Origin of the sequence: Candidatus Koribacter versatilis Ellin345, assembly GCF_000014005.1 — a bacterium.
In the GTDB taxonomy this organism is placed as follows: domain Bacteria; phylum Acidobacteriota; class Terriglobia; order Terriglobales; family Acidobacteriaceae; genus Korobacter; species Korobacter versatilis_A.
The window spans coordinates 1,031,217-1,054,098 of sequence record NC_008009.1; the positions used below are offsets into that span (position 1 = coordinate 1,031,217).

At 57.4% G+C, this 22,882-nt stretch carries 18 protein-coding genes; 14 read left to right on the top strand and 4 right to left on the bottom strand.

All coding sequences use genetic code 11. The features are described from left to right. Positions 1-20 precede the first annotated feature (20 nt). The 4 genes from ACID345_RS04285 to ACID345_RS04305 all read left to right on the top strand — a co-directional run bounded on the left by ACID345_RS04285 (position 21) and on the right by ACID345_RS04305 (position 7,677). Entirely contained in the window at positions 21-1,778 is a 1,758-nt protein-coding gene (locus ACID345_RS04285; RefSeq protein WP_011521638.1) for a putative porin, read from the top strand. A 916-nt stretch (positions 1,779-2,694) separates the two neighbouring features. Beyond that, complete coding sequence (locus ACID345_RS04295) at positions 2,695-4,440, top strand: capsule assembly Wzi family protein (protein WP_011521640.1); 1,746 nt, start codon at positions 2,695-2,697, stop codon at positions 4,438-4,440. A gap of 19 nt (positions 4,441-4,459) precedes the next feature. Next, the gene (locus ACID345_RS04300; RefSeq protein ID WP_011521641.1) at positions 4,460-5,389 is read left to right on the top strand and encodes a polysaccharide biosynthesis/export family protein; all 930 of its coding nucleotides are present in this window, start codon (positions 4,460-4,462) and stop codon (positions 5,387-5,389) included. Between the two features lie 56 nt (positions 5,390-5,445). Next, entirely contained in the window at positions 5,446-7,677 is a 2,232-nt protein-coding gene (locus ACID345_RS04305; RefSeq protein ID WP_011521642.1) for a GumC family protein, read from the top strand. Between the two features lie 228 nt (positions 7,678-7,905). Here ACID345_RS04305 and ACID345_RS27335 read toward each other — a convergent pair whose 3' ends face one another. After that, positions 7,906-8,040, bottom strand: coding sequence for a hypothetical protein (locus ACID345_RS27335; protein ID WP_266190045.1), 135 nt, complete (start codon positions 8,038-8,040; stop codon positions 7,906-7,908). Between the two features lie 211 nt (positions 8,041-8,251). On the opposite strand from ACID345_RS27335, the gene ACID345_RS04310 reads away from it, so the two are divergent. From ACID345_RS04310 to ACID345_RS04330, 5 genes are all read left to right on the top strand, one after another. Beyond that, positions 8,252-8,710 carry a hypothetical protein gene (locus tag ACID345_RS04310; RefSeq protein WP_041855436.1) on the top strand — a complete coding sequence of 153 codons (459 nt, stop codon included), beginning with the start codon at positions 8,252-8,254 and terminating at the stop codon, positions 8,708-8,710. A gap of 39 nt (positions 8,711-8,749) precedes the next feature. After that, complete coding sequence (locus tag ACID345_RS04315; protein WP_011521644.1) at positions 8,750-10,132, top strand: lipopolysaccharide biosynthesis protein; 1,383 nt, start codon at positions 8,750-8,752, stop codon at positions 10,130-10,132. 213 nt (positions 10,133-10,345) lie between these two features. After that, on the top strand, positions 10,346-11,431 hold the full coding sequence (locus ACID345_RS04320; RefSeq protein ID WP_011521645.1) for a PP2C family protein-serine/threonine phosphatase: 1,086 nt from the start codon (positions 10,346-10,348) through the stop codon (positions 11,429-11,431). A 128-nt stretch (positions 11,432-11,559) separates the two neighbouring features. Further along, positions 11,560-12,252: a VOC family protein gene (locus ACID345_RS04325; protein WP_011521646.1), complete on the top strand. Its 693-nt coding sequence runs from the start codon at positions 11,560-11,562 to the stop codon at positions 12,250-12,252. Positions 12,253-12,311: 59 nt separating this feature from the next. Then, on the top strand, positions 12,312-13,691 hold the full coding sequence (locus tag ACID345_RS04330) for an FAD-containing oxidoreductase (RefSeq protein WP_011521647.1): 1,380 nt from the start codon (positions 12,312-12,314) through the stop codon (positions 13,689-13,691). A 22-nt stretch (positions 13,692-13,713) separates the two neighbouring features. On the opposite strand, the gene ACID345_RS04335 is transcribed toward ACID345_RS04330, so the two are convergent. After that, positions 13,714-14,208: a RidA family protein gene (locus ACID345_RS04335; RefSeq protein WP_011521648.1), complete on the bottom strand. Its 495-nt coding sequence runs from the start codon at positions 14,206-14,208 to the stop codon at positions 13,714-13,716. 275 nt (positions 14,209-14,483) lie between these two features. Between ACID345_RS04335 and ACID345_RS04340 the strand changes: the two genes are divergently transcribed. The 5 genes from ACID345_RS04340 to ACID345_RS27175 all read left to right on the top strand — a co-directional run bounded on the left by ACID345_RS04340 (position 14,484) and on the right by ACID345_RS27175 (position 18,421). Then, entirely contained in the window at positions 14,484-15,146 is a 663-nt protein-coding gene (locus tag ACID345_RS04340; protein ID WP_011521649.1) for an MEDS domain-containing protein, read from the top strand. Next, complete coding sequence (locus ACID345_RS04345; protein ID WP_148210012.1) at positions 15,085-17,289, top strand: PAS domain-containing protein; 2,205 nt, start codon at positions 15,085-15,087, stop codon at positions 17,287-17,289. Before ACID345_RS04340 ends, ACID345_RS04345 begins: the two co-directional genes overlap by 62 nt. A gap of 32 nt (positions 17,290-17,321) precedes the next feature. Further along, positions 17,322-17,714 (top strand): response regulator, encoded by a 393-nt coding sequence (locus ACID345_RS04350; RefSeq protein WP_011521651.1) that lies wholly within the window; start codon positions 17,322-17,324, stop codon positions 17,712-17,714. A 72-nt stretch (positions 17,715-17,786) separates the two neighbouring features. Continuing rightward, positions 17,787-18,338, top strand: a complete 552-nt coding sequence (locus ACID345_RS04355) for a response regulator transcription factor (protein ID WP_011521652.1) — start codon at positions 17,787-17,789, stop codon at positions 18,336-18,338. Then, positions 18,308-18,421 (top strand): LuxR C-terminal-related transcriptional regulator, encoded by a 114-nt coding sequence (locus ACID345_RS27175; RefSeq protein WP_228370796.1) that lies wholly within the window; start codon positions 18,308-18,310, stop codon positions 18,419-18,421. The genes ACID345_RS04355 and ACID345_RS27175 overlap by 31 nt, the downstream gene beginning before the upstream one ends. Positions 18,422-18,789: 368 nt before the next feature. Here ACID345_RS27175 and ACID345_RS04360 read toward each other — a convergent pair whose 3' ends face one another. Then, a complete protein-coding gene (locus tag ACID345_RS04360) occupies positions 18,790-19,296 on the bottom strand; it encodes a hypothetical protein (RefSeq protein WP_011521653.1) in 507 nt (168 codons plus the stop codon). A gap of 11 nt (positions 19,297-19,307) precedes the next feature. Continuing rightward, positions 19,308-22,871 (bottom strand): DUF6519 domain-containing protein, encoded by a 3,564-nt coding sequence (locus ACID345_RS04365; RefSeq protein WP_011521654.1) that lies wholly within the window; start codon positions 22,869-22,871, stop codon positions 19,308-19,310. Positions 22,872-22,882: the final 11 nt, after the last annotated feature.

Below are 22,882 nucleotides of genomic sequence, written 5' to 3' on the forward strand. Positions count from 1 at the left end.
GCAGTTGTGACCAGCGGCCAATGTTGTCGCATGCAGGACGCTTTGCCGGCGCCGTAGCGGACGTGTATCTCGATCGAACGATCGTCGTCCTTCTACCGCCGGTGACCCCGGCGGTTCATTTTTGCTTGAAAAAAGAAGAGGAAAAGTACATGACGCTGCAGCACACAGCGCCCTATGCTCGAATTGCCTTATTGCTGCTGGTTTCGGCGACTTCAGTCGTCGCGCAGTCCTCTGCAACAAAAGCACAGACAAGCTCTGACGACGATCTTCGCGCACAGGTCGAAGAGCTACGGCAACTCGTCATCGCTCAACAGAAAAGAATCGAAAAGCTGGAACACCGGGGCGGAGAAGCCCTGGTTGCGGATACAACCAGCACGCCCCCGCCCAGTCAAGCCGGGCCGCAAGAGCCAGCAAATCAGCCCGTCGTTTCCAACGTCAACCGACAGCTGACCAGCGGAAGTACAGACGAACGCATCCGCAACCTCGAGCGACAAATCCAGGGGCTTGGACCCATCTCCTTTAGTGGCGACATTCGTCTCCGCGGCGAAGCCTTCATTGATGGGCCAGACGATCATTCTCTGGTTCGCACTCGAGCACGGGTGCGGGCGCGATTCAACGCCACGGCGGATTTAGGTGATCAATTCGAGACCGGCCTCTCGCTAGCCAGCGGCGACGTCAACGATCCGATCTCCACAAATCAAACGCTCGGCGGATTCTACACACGAAAAGCCGTTGCTCTCGACCAGGCATTTCTCACTTACAAACCGCATGCATTCCGCGCGCTCACTCTAACTGGGGGCAAGTTCCGTTATCCCTGGGTGAATACCGAACTCACCTGGGATAAGGACCTCAACCCGGAGGGGTTTGCACAGAAGCTTGACTTCACCTTCGAATCACAACCGGTACTGAAGGGGATTTCTGTCGTTGGATTCGAACTTCCCTTTGCGGAAGTGGCGCGTATGGACGCGACCAACAAGAGCATCGTGCAGAGCGTTACTTATGGGGGCCAGTTGCAAACCCACTGGCAACTCGGACCGCGCGTTCGCTTTCACGCCTACTCCGGGTTTTATGACTTCCATGGTGCGGACGCGATCGCGATCGCGCTGGCGAAGGCGAGCGCTAAGAATCCCCAGACTCCCCTTGCCGGTGCATTGCCGCTGCAAGCGGGTGGTAACCCGGTCCAGAATTCGATCTACACCACGACTGCGAACAACGTTGTCACGGTGAACGGCATTTCGTATCCGACCGGCGTCAGTTCGGTTACGAATGCTCAGTTCGCATCAAAGTTCGGGCTGTTCGACAACATCGCGCGGTTCGACATTGATACCGCTCACCCTCGAGCGCCGCTGACTCTCATCGGAGACTTTGTGCAGAACACCGAAGCCTGCGGCAATCTCAGCGAGATACAGACCGTCCCCGCGAATACCTCCAGCGTCATTTACAAGCAGTCGCTGAATGCGACGTGCCGTGCGTCGGAACGCCGCGGATACTGGTTGGAAGCGCGTGTTGGCCGTCTGCTTAAGAAAGGCGATTGGCAGTCGGGATATGCAAGAATATTTGTTGATCGCGAAGCCGTGCTTGGCAATTTCAACTACAGCGACATGCGCCAGGGGACCAACGTAACCGAGCATCGTGTCGATACGTTTTATCAACTGCAGAATAGCGTTCAGCTAGGAGCGACCGCGCTAATCGGTCGTCCGATCGGGATACTCAACTCGACCGGGAGGGTCGAGCCATGGCTCCTGCGTCTTCAGTTCGATGTTACGTACATATTCTAGGGATCCATACCTGATCACAACCAAAGTGTGCTCAGAGACGTTTTAATCACTCAATCTCGAAATCGAGGTAGAACATAGCATAGGAGTTGAGCGTCTCGATTTCCGATGTGGTCGGTTCTTGCAGCAAAGTGGGCTCCGATTTCTGTATGCTGGGCCCAGTCGCGCCGTTTTCCTGGGCCCAAATATCACATTTCGAGCCAGAGCTGATCGGAACAAACTGCCCGCGCGCATTTGGCAAATCCGAATTGCATCCGCCTGCTTGAGTTTCGTAAGTTGAATTCATCTCACTCCCTAAATTCATTCTTGGCAATCATCCATTTGCCGACCGTGCCAACCGAGACCCATCGAACTGCAATCCACGCGCCAGGTCAGCTCATTCTGGGCGCCGATGTGGCTACGTTAAATGGTGTTTGTTGCTCAAGCATTAATCGTGTGGAGATGTAATGAGATGTTCATCCCTATTTGGGAAGCGGAAACACTGCTTCCTCATTCGGAAAGGTATTGTGCTGCCTTCAACTCTTCCGGCTAGCGCGTGTCGATCAGGTCGATCAGGAATTCGGCCAGTCAGTTTCCCCACTAGCACATCTGTGAAGATGCCAGATTCGAACCTGCCCTTGGTCAGACAGTAACCACCTGGTTCTTTGGCCGCCCATCGTCAAGGCACGTGCCAAACGCAGCACTTAGAGGCGGCGGGTGGCCACTAGTGAGTGGTACCCCCAGTGCTAAGAAGAATTCTGAGTTGCCCGGCGCTCAACATTATGTAAACATAGTGCTAACACAAAAAACGTGCGAGCAAACTGGGGCGAGTGGAAACGCAGCACGCTGCACGGATTCCATGCAGTGGCTTTTAATTCCGGCTCGTACGTAATGGATCGACGCGTCGCGATCCCGATTGATACCCCCTTGGGAGAATCGTTTGTACCATCTGAGAAAGCTGGTGCAGCGCGCCAGACGAGGCGTGGCCTGCGCGCTATTGGCTTTGGCGGCTTGTACTACCGTTAGTGTGGCAGCTTTCCCGCAAAGTCAGCCGACCATCGGTTCGACGTTTGTACCGCTCGATAGTTGGGTTTATCCGGCGTTAGATCGCCTGCGTGCCCTTGGCTACACGCACACGCAGTTCATGGGTCTCAGGCCTTGGACACGCCTGATGTGCGCGCGACTCGTTCACGAAGCTGCACAGTCTTTGCGGCCCGGTGACCTCAACGCGACCAAGATGTATAACCAGCTCGCAGATGAGTTCCAGCCGGAACTAGGGTATCTAGGTGGGGACCCGAGCCAGACGGTCACAATCGATTCGGTCTACGGTCGAGTTATGGGCATCGGTGGTGACGAGCCGTTGCGCGACAGTTGGCACTTCGGCCAAACCATCGCGAATGATTTTGGCAGGCCATTCGGTCAAGGCGTAAACGCGGTCGTTGGGATGAGCGCGCGCGCACAGCGGGGAAGATTCTTCATCGCGTTTCGCGGTGAATATCAGCATGCTCCAGCTTTGCCGGGCTTCGATTCGAATGTACAAAGCGTTATCGCGAAAATTGATCAAACGAGCAGTGCTCCTCTCCTGTTTCCGCAAGATCAGCGAGACCGTTTCAATCTGCTGGACACATACGCCGGTGTGGCGTTCGGAGCCTTTGAGCTAACTTTCGGCAAGCAAAGCCTTTGGTACGGTCCCGGAACCAGCGGGGCATTGCTGTTCAGCAACAATATTGACCCTCCGTATATGTTGAGGCTTGATCAAGTGAATCCGGTTCGGCTGCCCTCGTTTCTTAAGTATTTGGGGAATATCCGCACCGAGTTTTTCTTTGGAAAGTTGTCGGGACATTCTTTCCCGGCACGACCGTTCATGCATGGAGAAAAGGTCACTCTCAAGCCGACTGACAATCTTGAGGTCGGCTTTACGCGCATGACCGTATTCCTGGGCGAAGGCAATGGGTTTACTCTCGGGCGCATCATCCATAGTTATTTCAGTGTCGGAGACAATCTCGGAAGCAATCGTTCGAACAGCGATCCGGGCGACCGTAAAGGCGGACTCGATGCAAGCTACCGCGTGCCGGGTTTGCGCGATTGGGTCACGATTTATACAGATTCCTTTACGGATGATGACCCTTTACCGCTTTCTGCTCCGCACCGCGCGGCCTGGAACCCCGGTATTTACATGCCGAAGCTTCCAGGATTGCCGAGTCTGGATCTCCGTGTGGAAGGGGTAACCACGGATATCCACTCCGAAGCGACGGTTGGTCACTTCGTTTACTACAACGGCATATACAAGGACGGATATACCCAAAACGGCTTTATCATTGGAAATACAATCGGACGAGGCGGGCGTGCCATACAGGCGACCAGTACCTACTGGTTTAACGCGCGCAACGACATCCAGGTGGGCTTCAAGACGGGAACGGTGGATTACAGGTATATCCCGGGCGGCGGCGGCCAGAAGGATTACAACGTTCGCGCCGACTGGTTAGTGAAGAAAAACATCGCCCTGTCTGGATTTGTTCAGTACGAGCACTGGAGTTTCCCGCTGCTGGCGGCGACCCCGCAAAACAACGTAGCAGCGTGGTTGTCCATCACCATCGATCCGAAATTGGAATGGGGTCACGCCCGCACTGCGCTCCATCGTGATTCCACGAGTCGTCCGTCTACTCAGGATTTAAAGCAGGAGTAACTGCTGAATTGGAACAGCTATGAAGAATTGGTTGTTGATCGGGATTGTGGCCCTCAGTTCCTGGACGTTTGCCCAGACTGATGCCCATCCAACTGCCTCGTCGAATGAGTTTCCAACGCGAGGGCAACACGTTAAGACGCTGTTGATCGGGCCTGGCGACCTATTGGATTTGAACGTCTATGACGTGCCGGAACTCATCCTCAAAGTTCGTGTTGACGACAACGGGGATGTGTCGATTCCGTTGATCGGTCAGCAGCATTGGGGCGGCCTCACGACTGTGCAGGCGGCTGACCTTGTCACAAAAAAGCTCATTGAGGGTGATTTTGTGAAGAACCCCGAGGTATCGATTCTGGTGGACGAGTTCGCGACACAAGGGATATCCATCTCCGGCGAGGTGAATCAGCCCGGTATTTATCCGCTGCTCGGGCCTCATCGCCTTAACGATGCGATCTCGGCGGCCGGTGGCCTCTCGCCCCGAGCCGGACGGACCGTAACTATTGTCCATCGCGCCCACGTGGACGAGCCGGTGATCATCGATCTCCCAAATTCGCGCAACATGGTGGAAGCCAATGTCGAGTTGGAGCCGGGTGATTCCATACTCGTATCGAAGGCCGGTGTCGTCTATGTCATGGGAGAAGTTATTCGTCCAGGCGCCTTTCTCATGGAAAACAACACACGAATGACGATCCTCCAGGCCGTCACGATGGCTCAAGGTCCAACCAACATTGCGGCGCTTGGCGGTACGAGAATCGTGCGCAAAACTCCTCAGGGTGTGCAGCAGTTTCCGGTCGCCCTCGACAAGATAACCAAGGGTGTAATTCCTGACCGACTTCTCGATGCCGACGATATTGTCGTCTTGCCGAAGAGTGGCGTTAAGATCGCTGGCCAGATTACGGCCCGCTCCGCCGTGGCTGCAGCTGCGGCCCTTGCTGTGTACGCGATACGTTGAGATTAATCAGGTTCATCGGTACCAATTCGATGAAAACTGCGGACTGCGAGTCGTAAGTGGAAAAGTTCTCACAAATCGAAAATGTTCAAGGTGCGTCACGTACCAGCTGGGCAGACGTGCAGGAAGATCGCGAAGCGGATCTCCTGCATGTGCTGTATGTGTTGCGTCGTCACCTCCAAATGATCATCGGTGTCACCGCATTCGGTGTCCTCGTTGCAATCCTCTTCTGCCTATTCATGAAACCGCGCTACGAAGGCATGGCAGATTTAAACGTGCATCCTGAAGAATCTGCTGCGCTCGACATGGGCGCGCTTGGAGACCTGGCGACCGGCGCGGGTGGCTTAGATTGGAGTTCCAAACTCGAGACACAAGCGCGCATCTTGAAGAGCGACACTCTGGCGTGGGATGTGATCTCCCAATTGCGGCTCGATCAGAATGAGGCGTTCGCAACCAAGTCGCTCTTCGGTCGGTCTTTGCAAACGCCCGTAGGGAAGGACGTCAGTTCCGTCGATGAGGCACGCAAATCCAAGCTGCTTACGCGCTTTTCCAAGGCCCTTCGTGTTGAAGCTGTTCCGAAGACTCAGGTAATAGAGATTCGGTTCCGCAGCACCGATCCAGCGCTCGCCGCGAAGGTCGTCAATACGCTCACCTCGTCGTATATGCACCACAATTTCATGACTCGCTTCGAAGCGACGATGCAGGCGTCAGCTTGGTTGCAGCAGCGCTTGACGGAGCTCAAGAACAACGTCGAGGAGTCTCAGCGAAAACTCGCGGAGTATCAATCGAAAGCGAACATCATCGGAACCGACGAAACGGACAATCTTGCAGTTTCTGATCTTACCGACGTCAGCAAGCAGCTGACCGATGCAGAATCCGACCGGATCATGAAAGAAGCCAAGTATCGGCTCGCCCAGACCGGCAATCCGGAGCTGATTGGCACCATACTTCCGGATAGCGTGTTGCCGGTTCTCCGCTCACAAGAAGCCGATCTCAGAAATCAATTGGCACAGTACAGTACCAAGTTTGGCTCGAACTATCCAAAAGTGATCCAGCTCAACAATCAGTTGGCACAAACGGACGCCTCGTTGAAAAAAGAAATCCGAGACATCGAGGAACGCTTCCGCACTGAGTATGAATCGGCGAAACGTACCGAAGATCAACTGCGAGCTTCAGTTGAAAACCGTAAGAAGGAGGCGTTCTCGCAATCGGCCAAGTTCAGCCAGTACGACATTCTCAAAAATGAAGTAGCGTCTGGCCGGAGTCTATACGAAGACCTCCTTCGCAAACTGAACGAAGCGGGAATCGCGGCCGGGTTGAAGTCAACCAATGTTGATGTGATCGACCCTTCGGCGGTACCTCAGCTTCCGGTCTTGCCGAATGTTCCGCTCTTTATCGCGCTTGGGTTGTTTGGTGGCGCATTCCTTGGGGTGTGCAGCGCATTCGTGAAGGAGAGCATCGACCAAACCATCAGTTCGCCCGAGGATGCGGAGGAGATGGCTGGCATCTCGACCATCGGCTTGATTCCTCACTTCTCGATGGAGGGACTCAATGCTCTCGCGACTGAAAATCAGTCGGTTCTAGCTCGGGTACCTCTCGCCGCAGACCGCCCCCAGTCGAAGCTCGCAGAAGCCTTCCGTGCCCTACGTACCTCTCTCCTCCTTGCCAATGCTGGAGCGCCTCCGAAAGTCATCATGATAACGAGCGCACAACCTGGCGATGGCAAGAGTACCGTGAGTGTCAACATTTCAGCTGTGTTGGCACAGTCAGGTGCCCGAGTGTTACTCGTTGATGCGGACTTGCGCCGCGGCGTGCTCGCCAGAAATCTCAAGGTGATGCCAGAGGGAGGCCTTAGCGAGTGCCTCGCAGGACGAAAGTCTTGGCGCGATCTGATCATCCCGGTGAACGGCGTTGCGAACATGTGGGTGCTTCCGGCCGGCCATCGGCCTCCGAGCCCGGCTGATCTTTTCACCTCCAACAAAATGGAGGAAATCCTGAATGAGTGGCGCGGAGCGTTTGACCACGTCGTGATCGACACTCCTCCGGTTGTTGCAGTGACAGATGGCGTCGTTCTTTCGCAAAAAACGGATGCCGTGCTCCTGATTGCGCGCGCGTCGAGAACTGGCCGACACCCGCTGCGTCATGCGCGCATGCTGCTGGCGAAGGTTCGTGCAAATGTCGTCGGCCTGGTTGTGAATGACTTCGATGCGAAAGCGAAATACTACGGGTACTCATACAGTTACGACAAGTACTACGTCGAGGATAAAACCGAGACGACCGTTAACAACTAAGTTGCAACATTTGAGTGCCTGAGGGAACCAATACGTGAGAAAGTCGCTGATATTTGCGGGGCTAATCTTTTGCGGCAGGGTCCTGTGCTACGGACAAGCCGCCCAAGATGATTCTGACCCGCTCAACTTAAGCGACATCCTCGCCTTGCGCCGGGCGGCTCCCTCAGCAACCGCTACCACGTCGGAGGAAAGGACGAACCGGCTCGGTGCGAGTTCAAATGCAAGTACTCAATCAAGTACAGTTTCTTCAACCGATCCCGCCAGCTTGCAGTCCGCCGACCACAGCGCGAAGTTCGAGATGCCCAACCAGCGTTCCACCGCGAATGCATCCACCAAAGCCGGAAGGACGAATCGTTCCGCCATCTGCTTTCAGCCAGGTGTGGGGTGGATATCAATACCCCCTGCGTCGCGAAGCGCTTCGAGTACGGGATCGCAACTCGTAATTCCCAAAGCTGTTCCGGCCTATGAACTCCGAACAAATGCGGCTCTCGCCGCCACCTCCTCGTCTTGTCCTGAAGGTCTGACTCAACTGGGAAAAGGAACTGCCGCACTGAGTCAGGAGCGACCAGACTTAATGAGCCGGTTCGGCGCGGCAGCCGACTCGGGCCTGCCGCGCGAACGACTCAAAGATCTATCAGAGAAGCCAACTTCTTCGCCAACTGCTGATCGCCCGAGTTCGCCAAATGCCCGTGATTCTGCATCATTCGCAGGGAACCGGAAACAGCCTGCTCAGAGCGCCTTCCAGCAAGGCACCGCACCTAACACAATCAGTCGTACTGGGGGTGGGCCGTCCTTCAGCAGCGCGAAATCTGTCAATGCAACGTTCACACCCAAAGAGATCCGCGCATACGAGGGACTGGTCGAGAGCTGTAAGAAGATGGACGAGCTGGGTAATGAAGGAATTTCGAGAGTTAAAGCCGAAGGCCACTTGTCCACGGGCCGCATGGAACAATTCGTCAAGACTTGTTCAGACATAAAGAACAAATCTCGCCGATCGGTGATTACTTCCATGCGCAAACACCAGATCAAATAGTCGGCGGACGAAACTGAACAACAGACCTGCAAAAATTCAATGAGTCAAAAAGAACGTACTGCATCCACCGACGACCCGCGGGTGAATTGGCATTTAGAGGACGATTCACTTCCATCCGTCGAAATTCCTGTTCAGGTCGGCAAGCCACGTTCTCTCAAGGCGAACGTCATTTGGACCCTATGCGGTAATTTCATCTACGCTTTCTCGCAGTGGGCCATGCTCGTTTGTATCGCTAAATTAGGGGATCCGACGATGGTCGGACAATTCGCATTCGGATTGGCGGTGAGTGCTCCCATTTACATGTTCACCAACATGCAACTCCGGTCCGTGCAAGCCACCGATGCGAAAAGCGAGTACCGCTTCTCAGAGTATTTCGGGCTCCGCATGCTGGCCAGCGTCGCCGGTCTTCTTGCCGTCTGTGTTGTCTCGGCGCGCAGTTCTTCAATGCGTACTACCGCGCTCGTGGTGTTCGGCGTCGGCCTTGCTAAGTTCATGGAAAGCGTGAGCGACGTAATCTACGGGCTCTGCCAGAAACACGAGCGCATGGACAGCATCGCGATCAGCATGTCCATAAAAGGGCTTGGATCTGTTGCCGCACTTGTGGGCGTCCTTCGCTACACCCACAACTTGGTTTATGCGGTGCTCGCCATGGCCGGGTGGTGGGCTCTACTGCTGCTGTTTGTCGACCTTCGTTGGGCACATAAATTCGCACAGATCGACCCCGCGGACCAGGGCACGATTATTCCTTCGTTCGAACGGAAAATACTCTTCTCGCTTGGCGTCCTGGCGCTCCCCATGGGCATCCAGACCATGCTCGCCAGCCTGACAACCAACATTCCGCGATATGTCATTCAGCACGACATGGGCGCCGCGGCATTAGGTCTCTATGCCGCCATGGCTTACTTCATGCTCGCGGGACACACCGTCATCGCTGCGGTTGGCAATTCCGTCCAAGCCAGACTGGCGCGGCATTGGCAGCAATCCCTGCCACTCTTTCGGCGCTTGCTGGTTCGCTGCGCGGTCTTTGCCTTCGGCATGGGAGCGCTCGCAGGAGTGATTGCGCTTGGGGCCGGCAAACCGCTTCTCACCCTCTTCTACCGGCCAGAGTATGCGAAGAACCACAACGCATTCACGGTACTCATGTTCGCCACCGGCTTCTATTATGTCGGATCGATGCTCGGCGCCGGCGTGGCAGTGGTGCGGCGCTTCTGGCTCTTTACGGTGCTCTACGCCAGCGTTCCGCTCGTCGCATTAACGTCCTCGATCGTGCTTGTCCCGCGCTCAGGCTTGATGGGAGCGGCCATCGCAACCCTCATCTTTTGCGTGGCAAACGCCGTGGTTCCGATGATCGTTATCGCGCAGGCGTATAGACAACGCGTCGGTGCGCTTCCGGGGGTCGCCCCTTTAAGCGAACCTGCATGAGAAATCGCCCAAGTGCAAGAGATGTCGTCGAGACAACACTGAAGGCGTGTCCGTACTGAACCGCAAGAAGCCGAAGCTCAGACGTGTCTGCAGTCTCCCTGTGCCGAGAATTGCTCCGTTCGTCGCAGCGCTGAGGCGAGAATTGCTGGAATTCAAACAAGACGCGCGGATAGAATGGCACTAACTCCTGGAGCCGATCACACCGCACTCTGAATGGCCAATCCGCGCGCATTTCCGACAATCGACGAATATCTCCGCGAACGACTGATGCCTGTGGAGGGCGCGATCCCGCGCCTTCGCGGTATCGAGATGTACGGAGATTCAATTGCCGCGGCCACCGTCGGTGGCGATCTGTTCGAGTACATCAACTTCCAGCAGCGGTATGACATTGACGCGCGTATCGAACGCGCCCAACGCCTCTCCCGGGAGTTTCTCGAGCCCCTTCCTGCGGGTATGCCGGTCCGCAATTCGGTAGACGATCAAGTTCAATGGATGAAGTCGAGGCGTGACTTCCAACCTGAGATGGAAGTGGAGTACCGGTTCTCCAAAAGCTCAGAGCAGGTGCGGGTCGCCGAGGACCTCAAAGAACTCTACACAACCGCGGGAGTTCTGTTGGTGGACGCGCAGGGCCACGGCATCATCTCGGCGAAGATTGCCTCCACCGTGCACGATACCTTTCATGCGCTCATGCTCACGGAATTGGACCGCTATGGACGCACCACCCCTGAGCTCTTCGAAAACCTGAACCTGCGCCTCGCGCAGTCGGTCACCGCGCGCAATGCACTTGGGATCCTTGACGGTGGGAATGCCCGGGAAATCGCCACCATGCTCTATGGAGAAGTGCGGCCCGGCGGTCGTTTCCGTTTCGTGAATTTTGGGCATCCGCCGCCGCTGGTGTTCTCTGCGGAATTTTCCCGGTTGGTGGAAATCAACGACGACTACATGGTGCAGTTCCTCGCTCTGGGCCTGCAACTTCCCGCCGATCATCCGGATCGCAAGAAGTACTACTCCATGAATTTGCGGGAGCGCGAGTTCATGTCTTCGGATATTGCCGAAATTACCTTGATGAGCCCCGGCGACATCGCGATCCTCTATACCGATGGCGTTTACGACGGCAGTGATGCCGAGTCTCGCGTACAACTCCAATCCATTCTGCGCAACCACTACCGGGGATCGGCCAAGGAGATTTGCAACGCCCTGCTCGAACACGCTGTGAAGCAGGACGAGGTCTCCCGGGAGACCGGCGAACAGGACATGATTGACGACAAGACGGTCTTTGTCATCAAGCGGACCGAATAGCGTCCCGTCCCACCGGCACCTTGCTCCTATACCAACGTCCAATTGTTTTCCCCTGCGTCCACGCGCATCCTCCTCAACAGGAACGCGAGTTGCTTTCCGCTGAACTCACCTCCGCAGGAGAAAACGACATGGCAAACGTGGACTACGAAGTCGGCGCCAGCGCGGCGAACGAAACCAAAGCAATCAAAGTTGATATGAAGTTCGAGATCGTTGTCATCCCGGTTTCGGATGTTGATCGCGCGAAAGCATTCTATGCGCGCCTCGGTTGGCGGCTCGACGCCGACTTTGCCTCGGGTGACGACTTCCGCGTCATCCAGTTCACGCCCCCGGGTTCCGGATGCTCCGTGATCTTCGGCAAGAACGTCACTGCTGCAGCGCCGGGTTCCGCCCAGGGCCTGTACCTCATCGTTTCCGACATTGACGCCGCCCGTCAGCAGCTCGTTGACCTGGGCATCGAAGTCGGTGAAGTCTTCCACGGCGCGAACGGTGTCTACACCGGAACCGACGAGCCCTATCTGTTCGGACGCATTCGCGTCAGCGGCCCCGATCCCAATCATGGCAGCTATCGCTCGTTTGCATCGTTCCGCGATCCTGACGGCAATGGCTGGCTCTTCCAGGAGTTGACCACGCGCCTGCCGGGACGCATCGACTCCACCTCAACCACCTACGCCTCCACCAATGATTTGGCCAACGCCATGCGCCGCGCCGCTGCCGCGCACGGCAAGCATGAAGCGCGAATCGGCAAGGCCGACGCCAACTGGCCGGATTGGTATGCCGAGTACATGGCCAGCGAGCAGTCCGGAAAAGAACCGCCGCAGTAACCTCGGTTTAGTGCGCCGAACATCGGCGAATCAGCATCAACTTCTGGAGAGGTGCTCCTTTGTCGCGGCATTTCGACGCAATCATCATTGGTACCGGCCAAGCCGGCCCGTCGCTGGCGGCGCGGTTCTCGGATGCAGGCATGTCGGTGGCAATCATCGAACGCAACAAGTTCGGTGGCACCTGCGTCAACACCGGCTGCATTCCAACCAAGACGCTCGTCGCCAGCGCCTACGCCGCGCATGTCGCGTGCAGAGGCGCAGACTACGGCTTCACCACTGGCGGCGCGGTCCAGGTTGACATGAAGCGCATAAAAGCGCGCAAAGACGCAGTCTCCGGAAAATCGAACAAGGGCGTTGAAGAGTGGTTGCGGGGCCTGAAGAACTGCACGGTCATTCAAGGACACGCTCGCTTTCGCTCCGCTCGCACCGTCTCGGTCAACGACGAACTTCTGGATGCCGACAGGATTTTCATCAACGTAGGCGGCCGAGCGTCGGTCCCCGAACTTCCTGGGATCCACGACGTCCCATTTCTCAACAACTCATCCATGATGGACGTGGATTTTCTGCCGAAACATTTGGTCGTCGTCGGTGGAAGCTACGTCGGCCTGGAGTTCGGACAGATTTATCGACGCTTCGGCAGCGAAGTTACGGTTATTGAGATGGGGCCAAGGCTGGTGGGACGCGAAGACGAAGACGTCTCGCAATCCGTGCGCGAAATCCTCGAAGCCGAAGGCATAAAAATTCGCACCGACGCGAAGTGTATCTCGCTTTCGAAACATGAAGGCGGGATCGCCGTCGGTGTGGACTGCGAAGACGGTGAGCCGGAGGTTATCGGGACCCACGTTCTCCTTGCCGTCGGACGCACTCCGAATACCCAGGACCTCGGTCTTGATCAGGCAGGCGTCGCCACTGACGCGCGCGGGTACATCACGGTTGACGATCACCTTCAGACCAGCGTGCCCGGAATCTGGGCGCTCGGCGATTGCAACGGACGCGGCGCGTTCACCCACACCTCTTACAACGACTACGAAATCGTCGCCGACAATCTCTTGAATGGCGACCACCGTCGCGTCTCCGATCGCATCCAGACCTACGCGCTCTACACCGATCCACCGCTCGGCCGCTGCGGCATGACGGAGAACGAAGTTCGAAAGTCCGGGCGCAAGGCCTTGGTTGCGAAGTATCCCATGAGCCGCGTCAGTCGCGCCGTGGAGAAGGGCGAAACCCAGGGCCTCATCAAGCTTCTGGTTGACGCAGAAACCAAGCAGTTCCTGGGAGCCGCTATCCTCGGCACCGGCGGCGATGAAGTTGTGCATGTCTTGCTCGACATGATGTACGCGAAGGCGCCCTACACCGTCGTCCAGCGCGCCATGCATATTCATCCCACCGTGAGCGAATATCTTCCGACCATCCTGGGGAAATTGGAACCGTTGAAATAATCGGCGCAGCGGAAGCCCGGTTTCATCCAACGACTTCGAAGATGAGTTCTACCTCCACCGGCGTGCCCAGAGGCAAACTCGCTACGCCGTACACGAGGCGGCACGGATTCTTCTCGGCGCCAAAGACGCTTTGCAGCAGATCGGACGCTCCATCCGCTACCTTGGGCTGGTCCGGCACGTCTCCGGTCGTGGCAATCATCACACCCAGTCGCACGATACGTGTCACCTTATCGAGCGACCCGATGTGCTCCTTCACCACGGCGAGACCGTTCAGCGCCGCCAGCCGCGCAGCCTGCCGGCCCGCATCAAGGTTGAGCTCGGCTCCAATCCTGCCGACGAACTTCGCTTGCCGCCCTTCGGTCGGGAGCATCCCGCTCACAAACACGAGATTGCCCGTCTGCACCGCTTCCGCATAGGTCCCAAACGGTCGAGGCGCCGCGGGGAGTTCAATGCCGAGCTCTTTCAGTCTCTGTTCAGGCTTGCCTTCTGCCACGGTCGTTTGGGTAGTTGTTTTCATAGGACCTCCATCCAAGTGCAGAACTTCGCCGGTGACCTGCTTCACATCGGCTGCAGTTTTGCTGACACCCGAATTCCACCACTTCACTCCCTGCCGGGCTATTGAACGTTGGTATTGGCCATACCATCGGCCGACGATAAATGCGTTTGCACCCACCTTCGGGAAACTTCTCGACCCAACCGCGAGGGATTAAGGCTTCCGTCCGCTGGACGAAAGCGCCGCAAATGTAGAAAAATGTGGGTAATTCGAAATGGGCCCCGTGTGGAGGATGTTTAATGAAGCGGCCCGTCCCCCCGATCTCTATCGCAGGTTCTCAGCTCGGCGACGTTCGTCACATCTGCGCGTTCTTCAACAGCGAAGAAGAGGAGTATCGCGTATTGCTCCCCTTCATTCAGGATGGCTTCCGATGTGGCGACAAAGCCATCCACGTCGTGAATCCCGACCAAACGCCGCGACACCTGGATAGGCTCCGGACCGCCGAAATTAACGTCTCCGCAGCCCGCGACTGCGGACAGCTCGAAATTCACACCAGCACTGACACCTATCTCAGCGACGGAATTTTCGACCAGGACCGAATGCTCGAGTCCTTCGAACGAATGGCCAGCGGCCACGCCGCAGGGTCCTACCCGCTCAGTCGCATCGTGTGCCGCATGGATTGGGCGAGCAACGATCCCTCGCACACCGCGGACCTCATTGAGTTTGAGTCGCGCGTCAACGACCTCTGGTGCCAACACGACGATGCCGTGATTTGCACCTATCACCTCTCCAAGTTCGGCGGCGCGACCGTCATCGACATTATGCGAACTCATCCCCTGGTGATCGTCGGCGGCGTCCTGCATCAAAACCCGTTTTATCTTCCGCCAGAAGCCTTCCTGCGTGAATATCGCGGACGCCGAGCGCGGCAAATGTCATCACGATCCTCATCCTCAGCCGCCTGATATGTCACAGAAAGTCGAACCCTCCGCCGAAGAAATCGGTCGTCTCCAGCGGTGTATCAGCGACCTCATTGGTGTCGTTGCACTTCCCACCATGTGGAGCGGCGGCGATCCTGAACAAGTCGCTCGTACGCTTCTCGAAACGCTGGAAGGCGTGCTCCAGTTGGACTTTGCTTTCCTTCGCCTTACGAATCCTCCGTCAGAGCTGCTGCGTACAAGCGCCCTGACGCCGGAGCAGGTTCGTGCGATCGTCGCCCGATCTCTGGACGACACCCCCAATGCAGTGTGTCGTGCCGAGCTTAGTTCGGGACGCGACATTTCGGCGATCTCCGTGCATCTCGGCTTGCACGGCGAATTCGGCGTACTCATCGTCGGGTCCCAACGCTTCGAGTTCCCCCAGCAAACCGAACGACTGTTGCTGAATGTGGCCGCGAACCAGGCAGCCATCGGTTTGCAAGAGGCACGCCGCTTCGGAGAGCAAAAGCGCATCGCTCGTGAACTTGACGACAAGGTAGCGCAGCGCACCCGAGAACTCGCTGACGCGAACGAGGCCCTTCGCCACGAAATCGAAGATCGTAAGGAGATTGAAGCGCGCCTCCTCGAGAGTAAAGAACAGCAATACCACGTCCGAGTGGAGCTGCAAAAAGCGCTCGATGAAATCCGCAAGTCCGAAGCGAAGTTGCACCAGGTCATTGACACCATCCCCACCCTCGCCTGGTGCAACCTGCCCGACGGGCCCAATGAGTTCCTCAGCAAACGATGGCACGAGTACACCGGACTCTCGCCGGAAGAATCGCATGGCTGGGGTTGGCAAACCGCGTTTCATCCTGAAGATCTGCCGGCGCTGATGAAAAAGTGGATGGAACTGATCGAGACCGGAGAACCGGACGAAATCGAATCGCGCCTCCGCCGTTACGACGGCGTTTATCGATGGTTCCTCATCCGCGTCGAACCCTTCCGAGATGAGACCGGAACCATCGTGCGCTGGTACGGCACCAGCACCGATATCGAAGAACGCAAGCAGGCAGAAGAACGATCGCGCCGCAGCGAAGCATTCCTCGCTGAGGGTCTGAACCTTGCGCGTGTAGGAAACTTTTCCTGGCTCGTGGAAACCGACGACATCAAGTGGTCCGACCAGCTCTACCAGATTTTCGAATTTGAGCCCGGCCAGCCGATAACCTTCGAGAAAATTGGCTCTCGCGTACATCCCGACGACGTGCACACGTTGTACAACATGATCGAAAAGGCCCAGCGTAACGTGAGCGACTTTGAATATGAACATCGCTTGCTCATGCCGGATGGAAGCGTGAAGTATTTGCGCCTGGTAGCTCACGCCGGCCGCAACTCCGAACACCAAGTCGAGTACATCGGTGCGGTTCAGGATGTAACCCAGCGCCATCTCGCTGATGATGCCTTGGCGCGCGCGCGCTCGCAGTTGGCAAACGTGTCGCGGGTCACCAGTCTCGGCGTCCTGACTGCGTCCATCGCGCACGAGGTCAATCAGCCACTTTCGGGCATCATCACCAACGCCAGTACTTGCCTCAGGATGCTTTCCGCGGAACCGCCGAATGTCGAAGGCGCTCGCGAAACCGCACTGCGCACCATTCGCGACGGCAATCGCGCCGCCGACGTCATCTCCCGATTGCGCACACTGTTCACGAGAAAGGACCGGTCCGCCGAGGCCGTCGATCTCAACGACGCGACCAAAGAGGTGATCGCACTTGCTTTGAATGAATTGCACCGCGGAAAGGTGGTCTTGCGGCCGGAACTCGGAGATGACCTTCCACCCGTCATCGGTGATCGCGTCCAACTCCAGCAGGTGATCATGAACCTCATGCGCAATGCCTCCGACGCGATGAGCACCATCCACGATCGTCCTCGGGATCTATTGATCCGCACCGAGTCGGACGGCGAGGCCGTACGCTTGAGCGTCACGGATTCCGGCGTAGGCTTCGATGCACAATCCGCCGACCGGCTCTTCGAGGCCTTCTATACAACCAAAAACGATGGTATGGGGATCGGCCTCTCCATCAGCCGCTCCATCATCGAGGCCCACCAGGGGCGGCTCTGGGCAACACCGAACCAGGGCCCCGGCGCCACCTTCTGCTTTTCGCTTCCGTGCAGCACTGATACCAAAGTCCAATAGACGCTTACCCGCGGCTGCTGCAAGCTACCCTCATGAACTCAGGCCACGAGCAACCGTCGGAACGTGCGCTCGTGGTAGTCGTAGATGACGATGAATCTGTACGAGAGTCGCTTCCGGATCTGCTCAAAGAATTCGGTTTTTCCGTCCGCGCATTTGCATCCGCAAAGGAGTTTCTGGAGTCTGACTGTAATGGTCGAACCAAGTGCCTCCTGCTCGATCTGGCGATGAATGGAATGTCGGGATTCGATCTTCAGCTCGAACTGAAAGCGCGTGGTCGCAAGGTTCCCATCATCTTTATTACGGGTCAAAAGGACGATGCTCTTCGCCTCCGTGCATTCCAACAGGGGGCTGCGGGGTTTCTGCTCAAACCCTTCAGCGACACGGATCTCCTGACGACGCTTAACACCGCGATGGGAGCAAGTTAATCAACAGTTCTCGTATTGAGAGATACAATCATGATTTCGCGAGCATTTGGTTCAGACGTGAGACCAGCCTCGATGTCGTCCGTTCCTCCAACCTCTTCCGTCGTTTTCGTCGTAGATGACGACATCTCCGTGCGCGAATCGCTTGAGCTGCTGTTCGCCTCAGTCGGACTCAAAGCGCAGACATTTGCCTCTGCCCGCGCCTTCCTCGATCACCCGCGCGTCGCCGTGCCGAGCTGCCTCGTGCTCGATATCACCCTCCCCGGACTCAACGGTCTCGAACTTCAACAGCGGATCGCCGACCGTCCCGGTTTGCCCATCATCTTCATTACCGGCCACGGCAGTGTGCCGCAAACCGTGCAGGCCATGAAGGCCGGCGCCGTCGAGTTCCTGACCAAGCCCTTCAACGATGAGGTGCTGCTCACTGCGGTCCGGCAGGCACTTGAGCGGAGCCGCGCTGCGCTGGCCCGCGAAGCGGAGTTACGGGATTTACATCGTCGCTATGAAACTCTGACCGCTCGCGAACGCCAGGTCATGGCCTTGGTCGCTTCCGGCCTCCTCAACAACAAGTCGGAGCGGAACTGGGCATCAGCGAAATCACCGTCAAGGCTCATCGCGGACAGGTAATGGAAAAGATGAAGGCCGACTCCCTCGCCGACTTGGTCCGCAAAGCCACAAACCTCCCCTTCAAAAACCCCCTGTCATCCTGAGCGAAGAATCCGGACCCCGGTCCCGGATTCGCAGTCGAAGAGCCCCTATCGTCTCCGCTGCCCTTCGTATTCGCAGTCGAGCGACCCCTAACGCTCCGCGAATTTTTGCCCTCACAGATGGCTATTTAATAATCAGTAAACAAAATCTTTCAATTTCCATGTACCACCTTTGCGGCAAACACGACGAAATAGAAAAATTTCCGCGCTCAGGGACGCTTTTCACGCGGTTTTGGGAAAAAAACATGGGAGCTGGAATGTTGACAAAAAACGGCATACTCTCGCAAATCATCAATAAACAAGCACTTAGAAAAGTTTGTTTACCAACTTATAACTTCGGGTTTCACCGTAAGTTTTCCCTGTTTCTTCGGCTAACTTGGTATTGCGGAGCCCTGAATTTTGAAGGCAGCAATCGCATCGCTGGTCTTCTGCGTCTGCAAACTCTTGCCCAGCGCCTCCGCCGATTTCACCAGCGTCGGCAATTGCTCCTTTAAATCCGGCGACTTCTGCGCCAGCGCTTTCGCCTGCTCCGACTGCACCAGCGTAAGGAAGTTCTGGTACGCCGGCACCGCGACTGCATTCAGCGCCTCCAACTTTTCCCCCAACTGAAACAACGACGCCTGCGATTGCCCCGCAATCGCTGCCTGCCGCGAGATTGCGGGCGATGCTTGCTCGGAAGCCCGCAGTGGTGGCGCGTTTGCGGGGATCGAGATCACGCTGCCTGCGGGCACAGTGGTCAAATCTTTTAGCTGAGGATTCGCCTGCAGCAGCGCGTCCTGCGCCTGCTTCGCGGTCTGTGCTGTCTTGTCAGGCAGTGTGAATAATCGCGTGACGAGGTCCTTCAAACTCTTATCGCCTTTGAAAGTTGCGTAGCTCATTTCAACCTCTCCTATGCGGTGATATTCAGTGGAGCCATGGCTGCAGGCATACCCGATGGCTGCACCTGGATGCCCATGGTAGTGATGTTGCCGATCACGGTGACCGCCGGTTTATCGCCCCCCGGCACAACCAGAATCATCGACGGTGGCGGCGCATTCGCAACGACCCCAGAGGCAGGGCCTTTCACGCGGTTGCCCATTGCGATGATGGAGAGAGCTTCGATTTCGACGACGAGGTCGAGCCCGGAGTTGTTGGGATCGTCGAGGAAGCACTGGTTGTCGCTGAACGTGCAGGTCTGGATGGAAGCGATCACCACCGTCCCAGGGAACGACGGCGTTGCGCCGCCGTAGGACTCGAAGAGATTGTCTTGCACGCTGACGACGTCGCCGGTCGCGAGGAGCGCGAGCCACGCGGACTTGTCTGGGGTCGCGGGCGGTGCAGTCGCACGACGAACGTTGTTGTCGGTGACATCCAGGCGTCCTAGTACAGAGCACATGATGCCGCGCGATGGCGAAACGCTGGGGCCGGCGTCGGTGACCTGGTTGCCTGCGATGCGAACATCCATTCCAAGCAGGACGTAGATAGCGCGGCGGCTCGCCCCGGTGTCGCCAGTTTGGGGGCCGAGTTGCGCGATACGGTTTTCGCTGATGTTGGCATCGAGCGTGGCACGCACTTGAATTCCCGCGATCTGCTTTGAGTCATTCGGTAGTTGCGCGACAGAAAGCAGTGAGTTCTGGACGATGTCGAGATCGATGTAAGCGCCGGAGAGCAAGATACCGTCGCCGCCGATCGAGGACATCTGGTTTTGCGCGATCAAGGTTGCGAGCATGTAGCTGCCTGTTGGTGAGAGGATGCCTGTTCCGGCGAGAGCATTGAGGCGGTTGCCGACGATCTGGATGCCATAGATCGGCGTGAGCGTGGTGTCGGCGGCGAGATTCGTGGAGACCGTCGGGCCGGTGCTGCCGATAACGATGCCGTCGTTCTGCATTGCCGGAAGTTGGTTCTGAAGCGCGGAGTCAGCGGCAGTGTCGTCGTACGAGATGGTCGCTCCGCCAGTTTGAGGTGCGGTGCCGGCGAGCAGGAACACCGCGCCGTTGGCGACGGTGCGATAGATCTTGTAACTCTTCGCTCCGGAGAACGCCGCCCAAGCGAGAGTGGCATTCGACGGGCTGGAGACGATGACGGTCGCATTTGCGGTGAGCAATACCTCGCGGCCGGACGGCAGAAGCGCCGTGACCAGCCAGGAGTAGGTGGCTGCGGTGAGCCCGCCTTTGTTGTTCGCGCTGGTGTTGACACTCACGTCGGTTGTGGTGCGAGAGATCTCGTTGTTGAGGACTCGGGTTTGCGAAATATTGCAGATGACGGCGGCATCGTAAGCAGCCGTATCGGATGCGGTGGCGGCGGTGATCTGGAAGGTATTGGATTCGACAGTGACGTCGAGACCAGTGCCGATGAGCGTGAATCCGCTAGCCGCCTGGACGAAGTTCTTCGCAAACCGAACTTCCGATGCCAGCAAACTCGCGGGACCGGAGCAGTTGAAAGCTGCATTGGTGCAGTAGAACTGGTTTTCTTCGGCGAGGAATTGCATAACCGCGAGCTTCTCGGCGTGAACCGCAACGCCGGTGTCAACGTTGGTGAAGAGATTTTCGCGGAGGGTGCAGTTGAGAATGATGGTGTCGGCGAGAGCGACTCCGGCGGAAAGTTGCCGCTGATCGGCAGCAGTCCCGAACGCGCAATGCTCCACGCGCACGTAAGCGCTTTGCGCAATGACGAGCGCGACAGGTCCGGAGATGAAGGCGCCGGTATCGCTGAACGAAGCTCCACCTGAGAAGGCGATTGCGTCAATGTCGATGTCAACGGCGTTTTGCACGCGCATGATGGCGTTGGTTTCGAACTGTCCGGTGGGCACGAGCGTTGGCAGCCCATGGCCTTCAATTGCAAGGTTCACGGCTGCGGCATTTCCGCCGCCGATGTTGATTGTTGACGCGACGTTGTAAACGCCCGGGCCGAGACAGACCTTCCCACCACCCTGGCCAAGTACGAAGTCGATGGCTTGCTGGATCGTCCAGCTACCGCCGTTGTGGGTATCGGCAGTGACGCAGGATTGGCAGTCGCAGCCGGATTCGCCGCCGCCGCCAGATTGCGGAGGCCATTCAATCCGGCAATCGGTTGCAGAGTCAGGCAGGGTGAGCACGGAAAGACGAGCGTAGTGGTGATGGATTCCGAGTGGCGGCGCTTCGACGAGTTTCTCGACGGTGCCGTCTACGGTGCGTGCTGCGAAATTCCAGTAGTCCGCGACGTGAAAGGCGCCAGTGCCGGGATTCAAGTCGAACGAAACGGTCACGCCGTTTTCGAGGATGAGTGCGGTTCCGGGCGACGGAACGGGGATAGCGCCGGTACTGACGGAGGCGTCGAGATCGGTCCATTGGGTAGTGCCGTCGCTCTGGAAGACTTTGCCGCTCTGGTCCCATTTCACCACGCGCGTATGGCGGGTGGGATCGGTGAGGTTGTTGGCGTCGACGGGGAAACTTGCCGCTGGAAGAGCTGCCGACAGCTTGATGGTGTTATTGGAATCCGTGACGAGCAGGACCTGGCGCAATTCGCCGTGCTGACCGTTGAGTTCGAGCCAATCATCGGTGATTTCGACCCAATCATTCGCGTTGAAGCGAAGAACGTTGTCCCGCCCGGTGGATTGCACGGTGAGCACGGTGCCCCCCTGCGAGATGCCCATGACCGGGGTGGCTACAGACGCGTTGTTGCGTGACCACTTAAAGGTTGCGGGCGTGCTCGATGTCGCGGCCTCATGGATCTCAACGCGATAGAGTTGGTTCTCCATGCCGGTGAAACCGGTGTTCGGCGCCAGGCAGCACGGACCGGAGGGCGATGATTGTACGACGCCGGTACTCAGGCGTCCGGCCGAAGGCTGAATGAGCGCGGACCACGCCGTGATGTCGTCGTCGGCGGTAGTGCAGGTGACGCCGGAGGTTTTGCTCACGTCGAGGAGGCGAACCTGCCACACAGTTTGAATTCGGCCGGTGGTATCAACGCTGACGGCCTTCTCGATGAGATCGGGATCCTCGAGGAAGGTCAGGCAGCGCTGCCAGACGTCGAGATAGACCATGAAGGGGCCGCCGCTGGTAGGGAACGGCGCTTGGGTGGCAATGCCGGGGAAGTACGGTTGCTGCAGATAGTCGAGAGGATTTGCGCCGACGAGTTCATCGAGTGCGGGGTCCCAGTCGGGCTGTGCGCCGGGAGCAGGAGGATTCGGCGGAATCCAACCACCGGATTGCGGGACCGGCAGGCCATGGTTCTCGGCCAATAGACCGTCAACGTACATGCGTCCGACGCCGATGCTGACGGAGCCCGCGGTCGGCTTTATCAGGAATGCGTTCGGTGTGGTGGACGGATAAACTGCATGGCCGAAACAGTCGTACGTGCCCGCACGGATTCGGCGCGCCAATTCGGCTAGCCACTCGTTCCAATCGGAATCGAGTTGCACGCGGCCCTGTTGCATGACCACGCTGCTGAAGTCCTTCCACGGATCGAAGGTGACGCGGCTGATGTCGAAACTCATGGCTGGTTCCT

Bases quoted from the DNA above. Each gene is read 5' to 3' on its own strand.
- ACID345_RS04285 (WP_011521638.1), top strand. From the start codon at position 21: ATGTTGTCGCATGCAGGACGCTTTGCCGGCGCCGTAGCGGACGTGTAT.
- ACID345_RS04300 (WP_011521641.1), top strand. From the start codon at position 4,460: ATGAAGAATTGGTTGTTGATCGGGATTGTGGCCCTCAGTTCCTGGACG.
- ACID345_RS27335 (WP_266190045.1), bottom strand. From the start codon at position 8,040: ATGGCGGAACGATTCGTCCTTCCGGCTTTGGTGGATGCATTCGCGGTG.
- ACID345_RS04310 (WP_041855436.1), top strand. From the start codon at position 8,252: ATGAGCCGGTTCGGCGCGGCAGCCGACTCGGGCCTGCCGCGCGAACGA.
- ACID345_RS04315 (WP_011521644.1), top strand. From the start codon at position 8,750: ATGAGTCAAAAAGAACGTACTGCATCCACCGACGACCCGCGGGTGAAT.
- ACID345_RS04320 (WP_011521645.1), top strand. From the start codon at position 10,346: ATGGCCAATCCGCGCGCATTTCCGACAATCGACGAATATCTCCGCGAA.
- ACID345_RS04325 (WP_011521646.1), top strand. From the start codon at position 11,560: ATGGCAAACGTGGACTACGAAGTCGGCGCCAGCGCGGCGAACGAAACC.
- ACID345_RS04335 (WP_011521648.1), bottom strand. From the start codon at position 14,208: ATGAAAACAACTACCCAAACGACCGTGGCAGAAGGCAAGCCTGAACAG.
- ACID345_RS04340 (WP_011521649.1), top strand. From the start codon at position 14,484: ATGAAGCGGCCCGTCCCCCCGATCTCTATCGCAGGTTCTCAGCTCGGC.
- ACID345_RS04350 (WP_011521651.1), top strand. From the start codon at position 17,322: ATGAACTCAGGCCACGAGCAACCGTCGGAACGTGCGCTCGTGGTAGTC.
- ACID345_RS04355 (WP_011521652.1), top strand. From the start codon at position 17,787: ATGTCGTCCGTTCCTCCAACCTCTTCCGTCGTTTTCGTCGTAGATGAC.
- ACID345_RS04360 (WP_011521653.1), bottom strand. From the start codon at position 19,296: ATGAGCTACGCAACTTTCAAAGGCGATAAGAGTTTGAAGGACCTCGTC.
- ACID345_RS04365 (WP_011521654.1), bottom strand. From the start codon at position 22,871: ATGAGTTTCGACATCAGCCGCGTCACCTTCGATCCGTGGAAGGACTTC.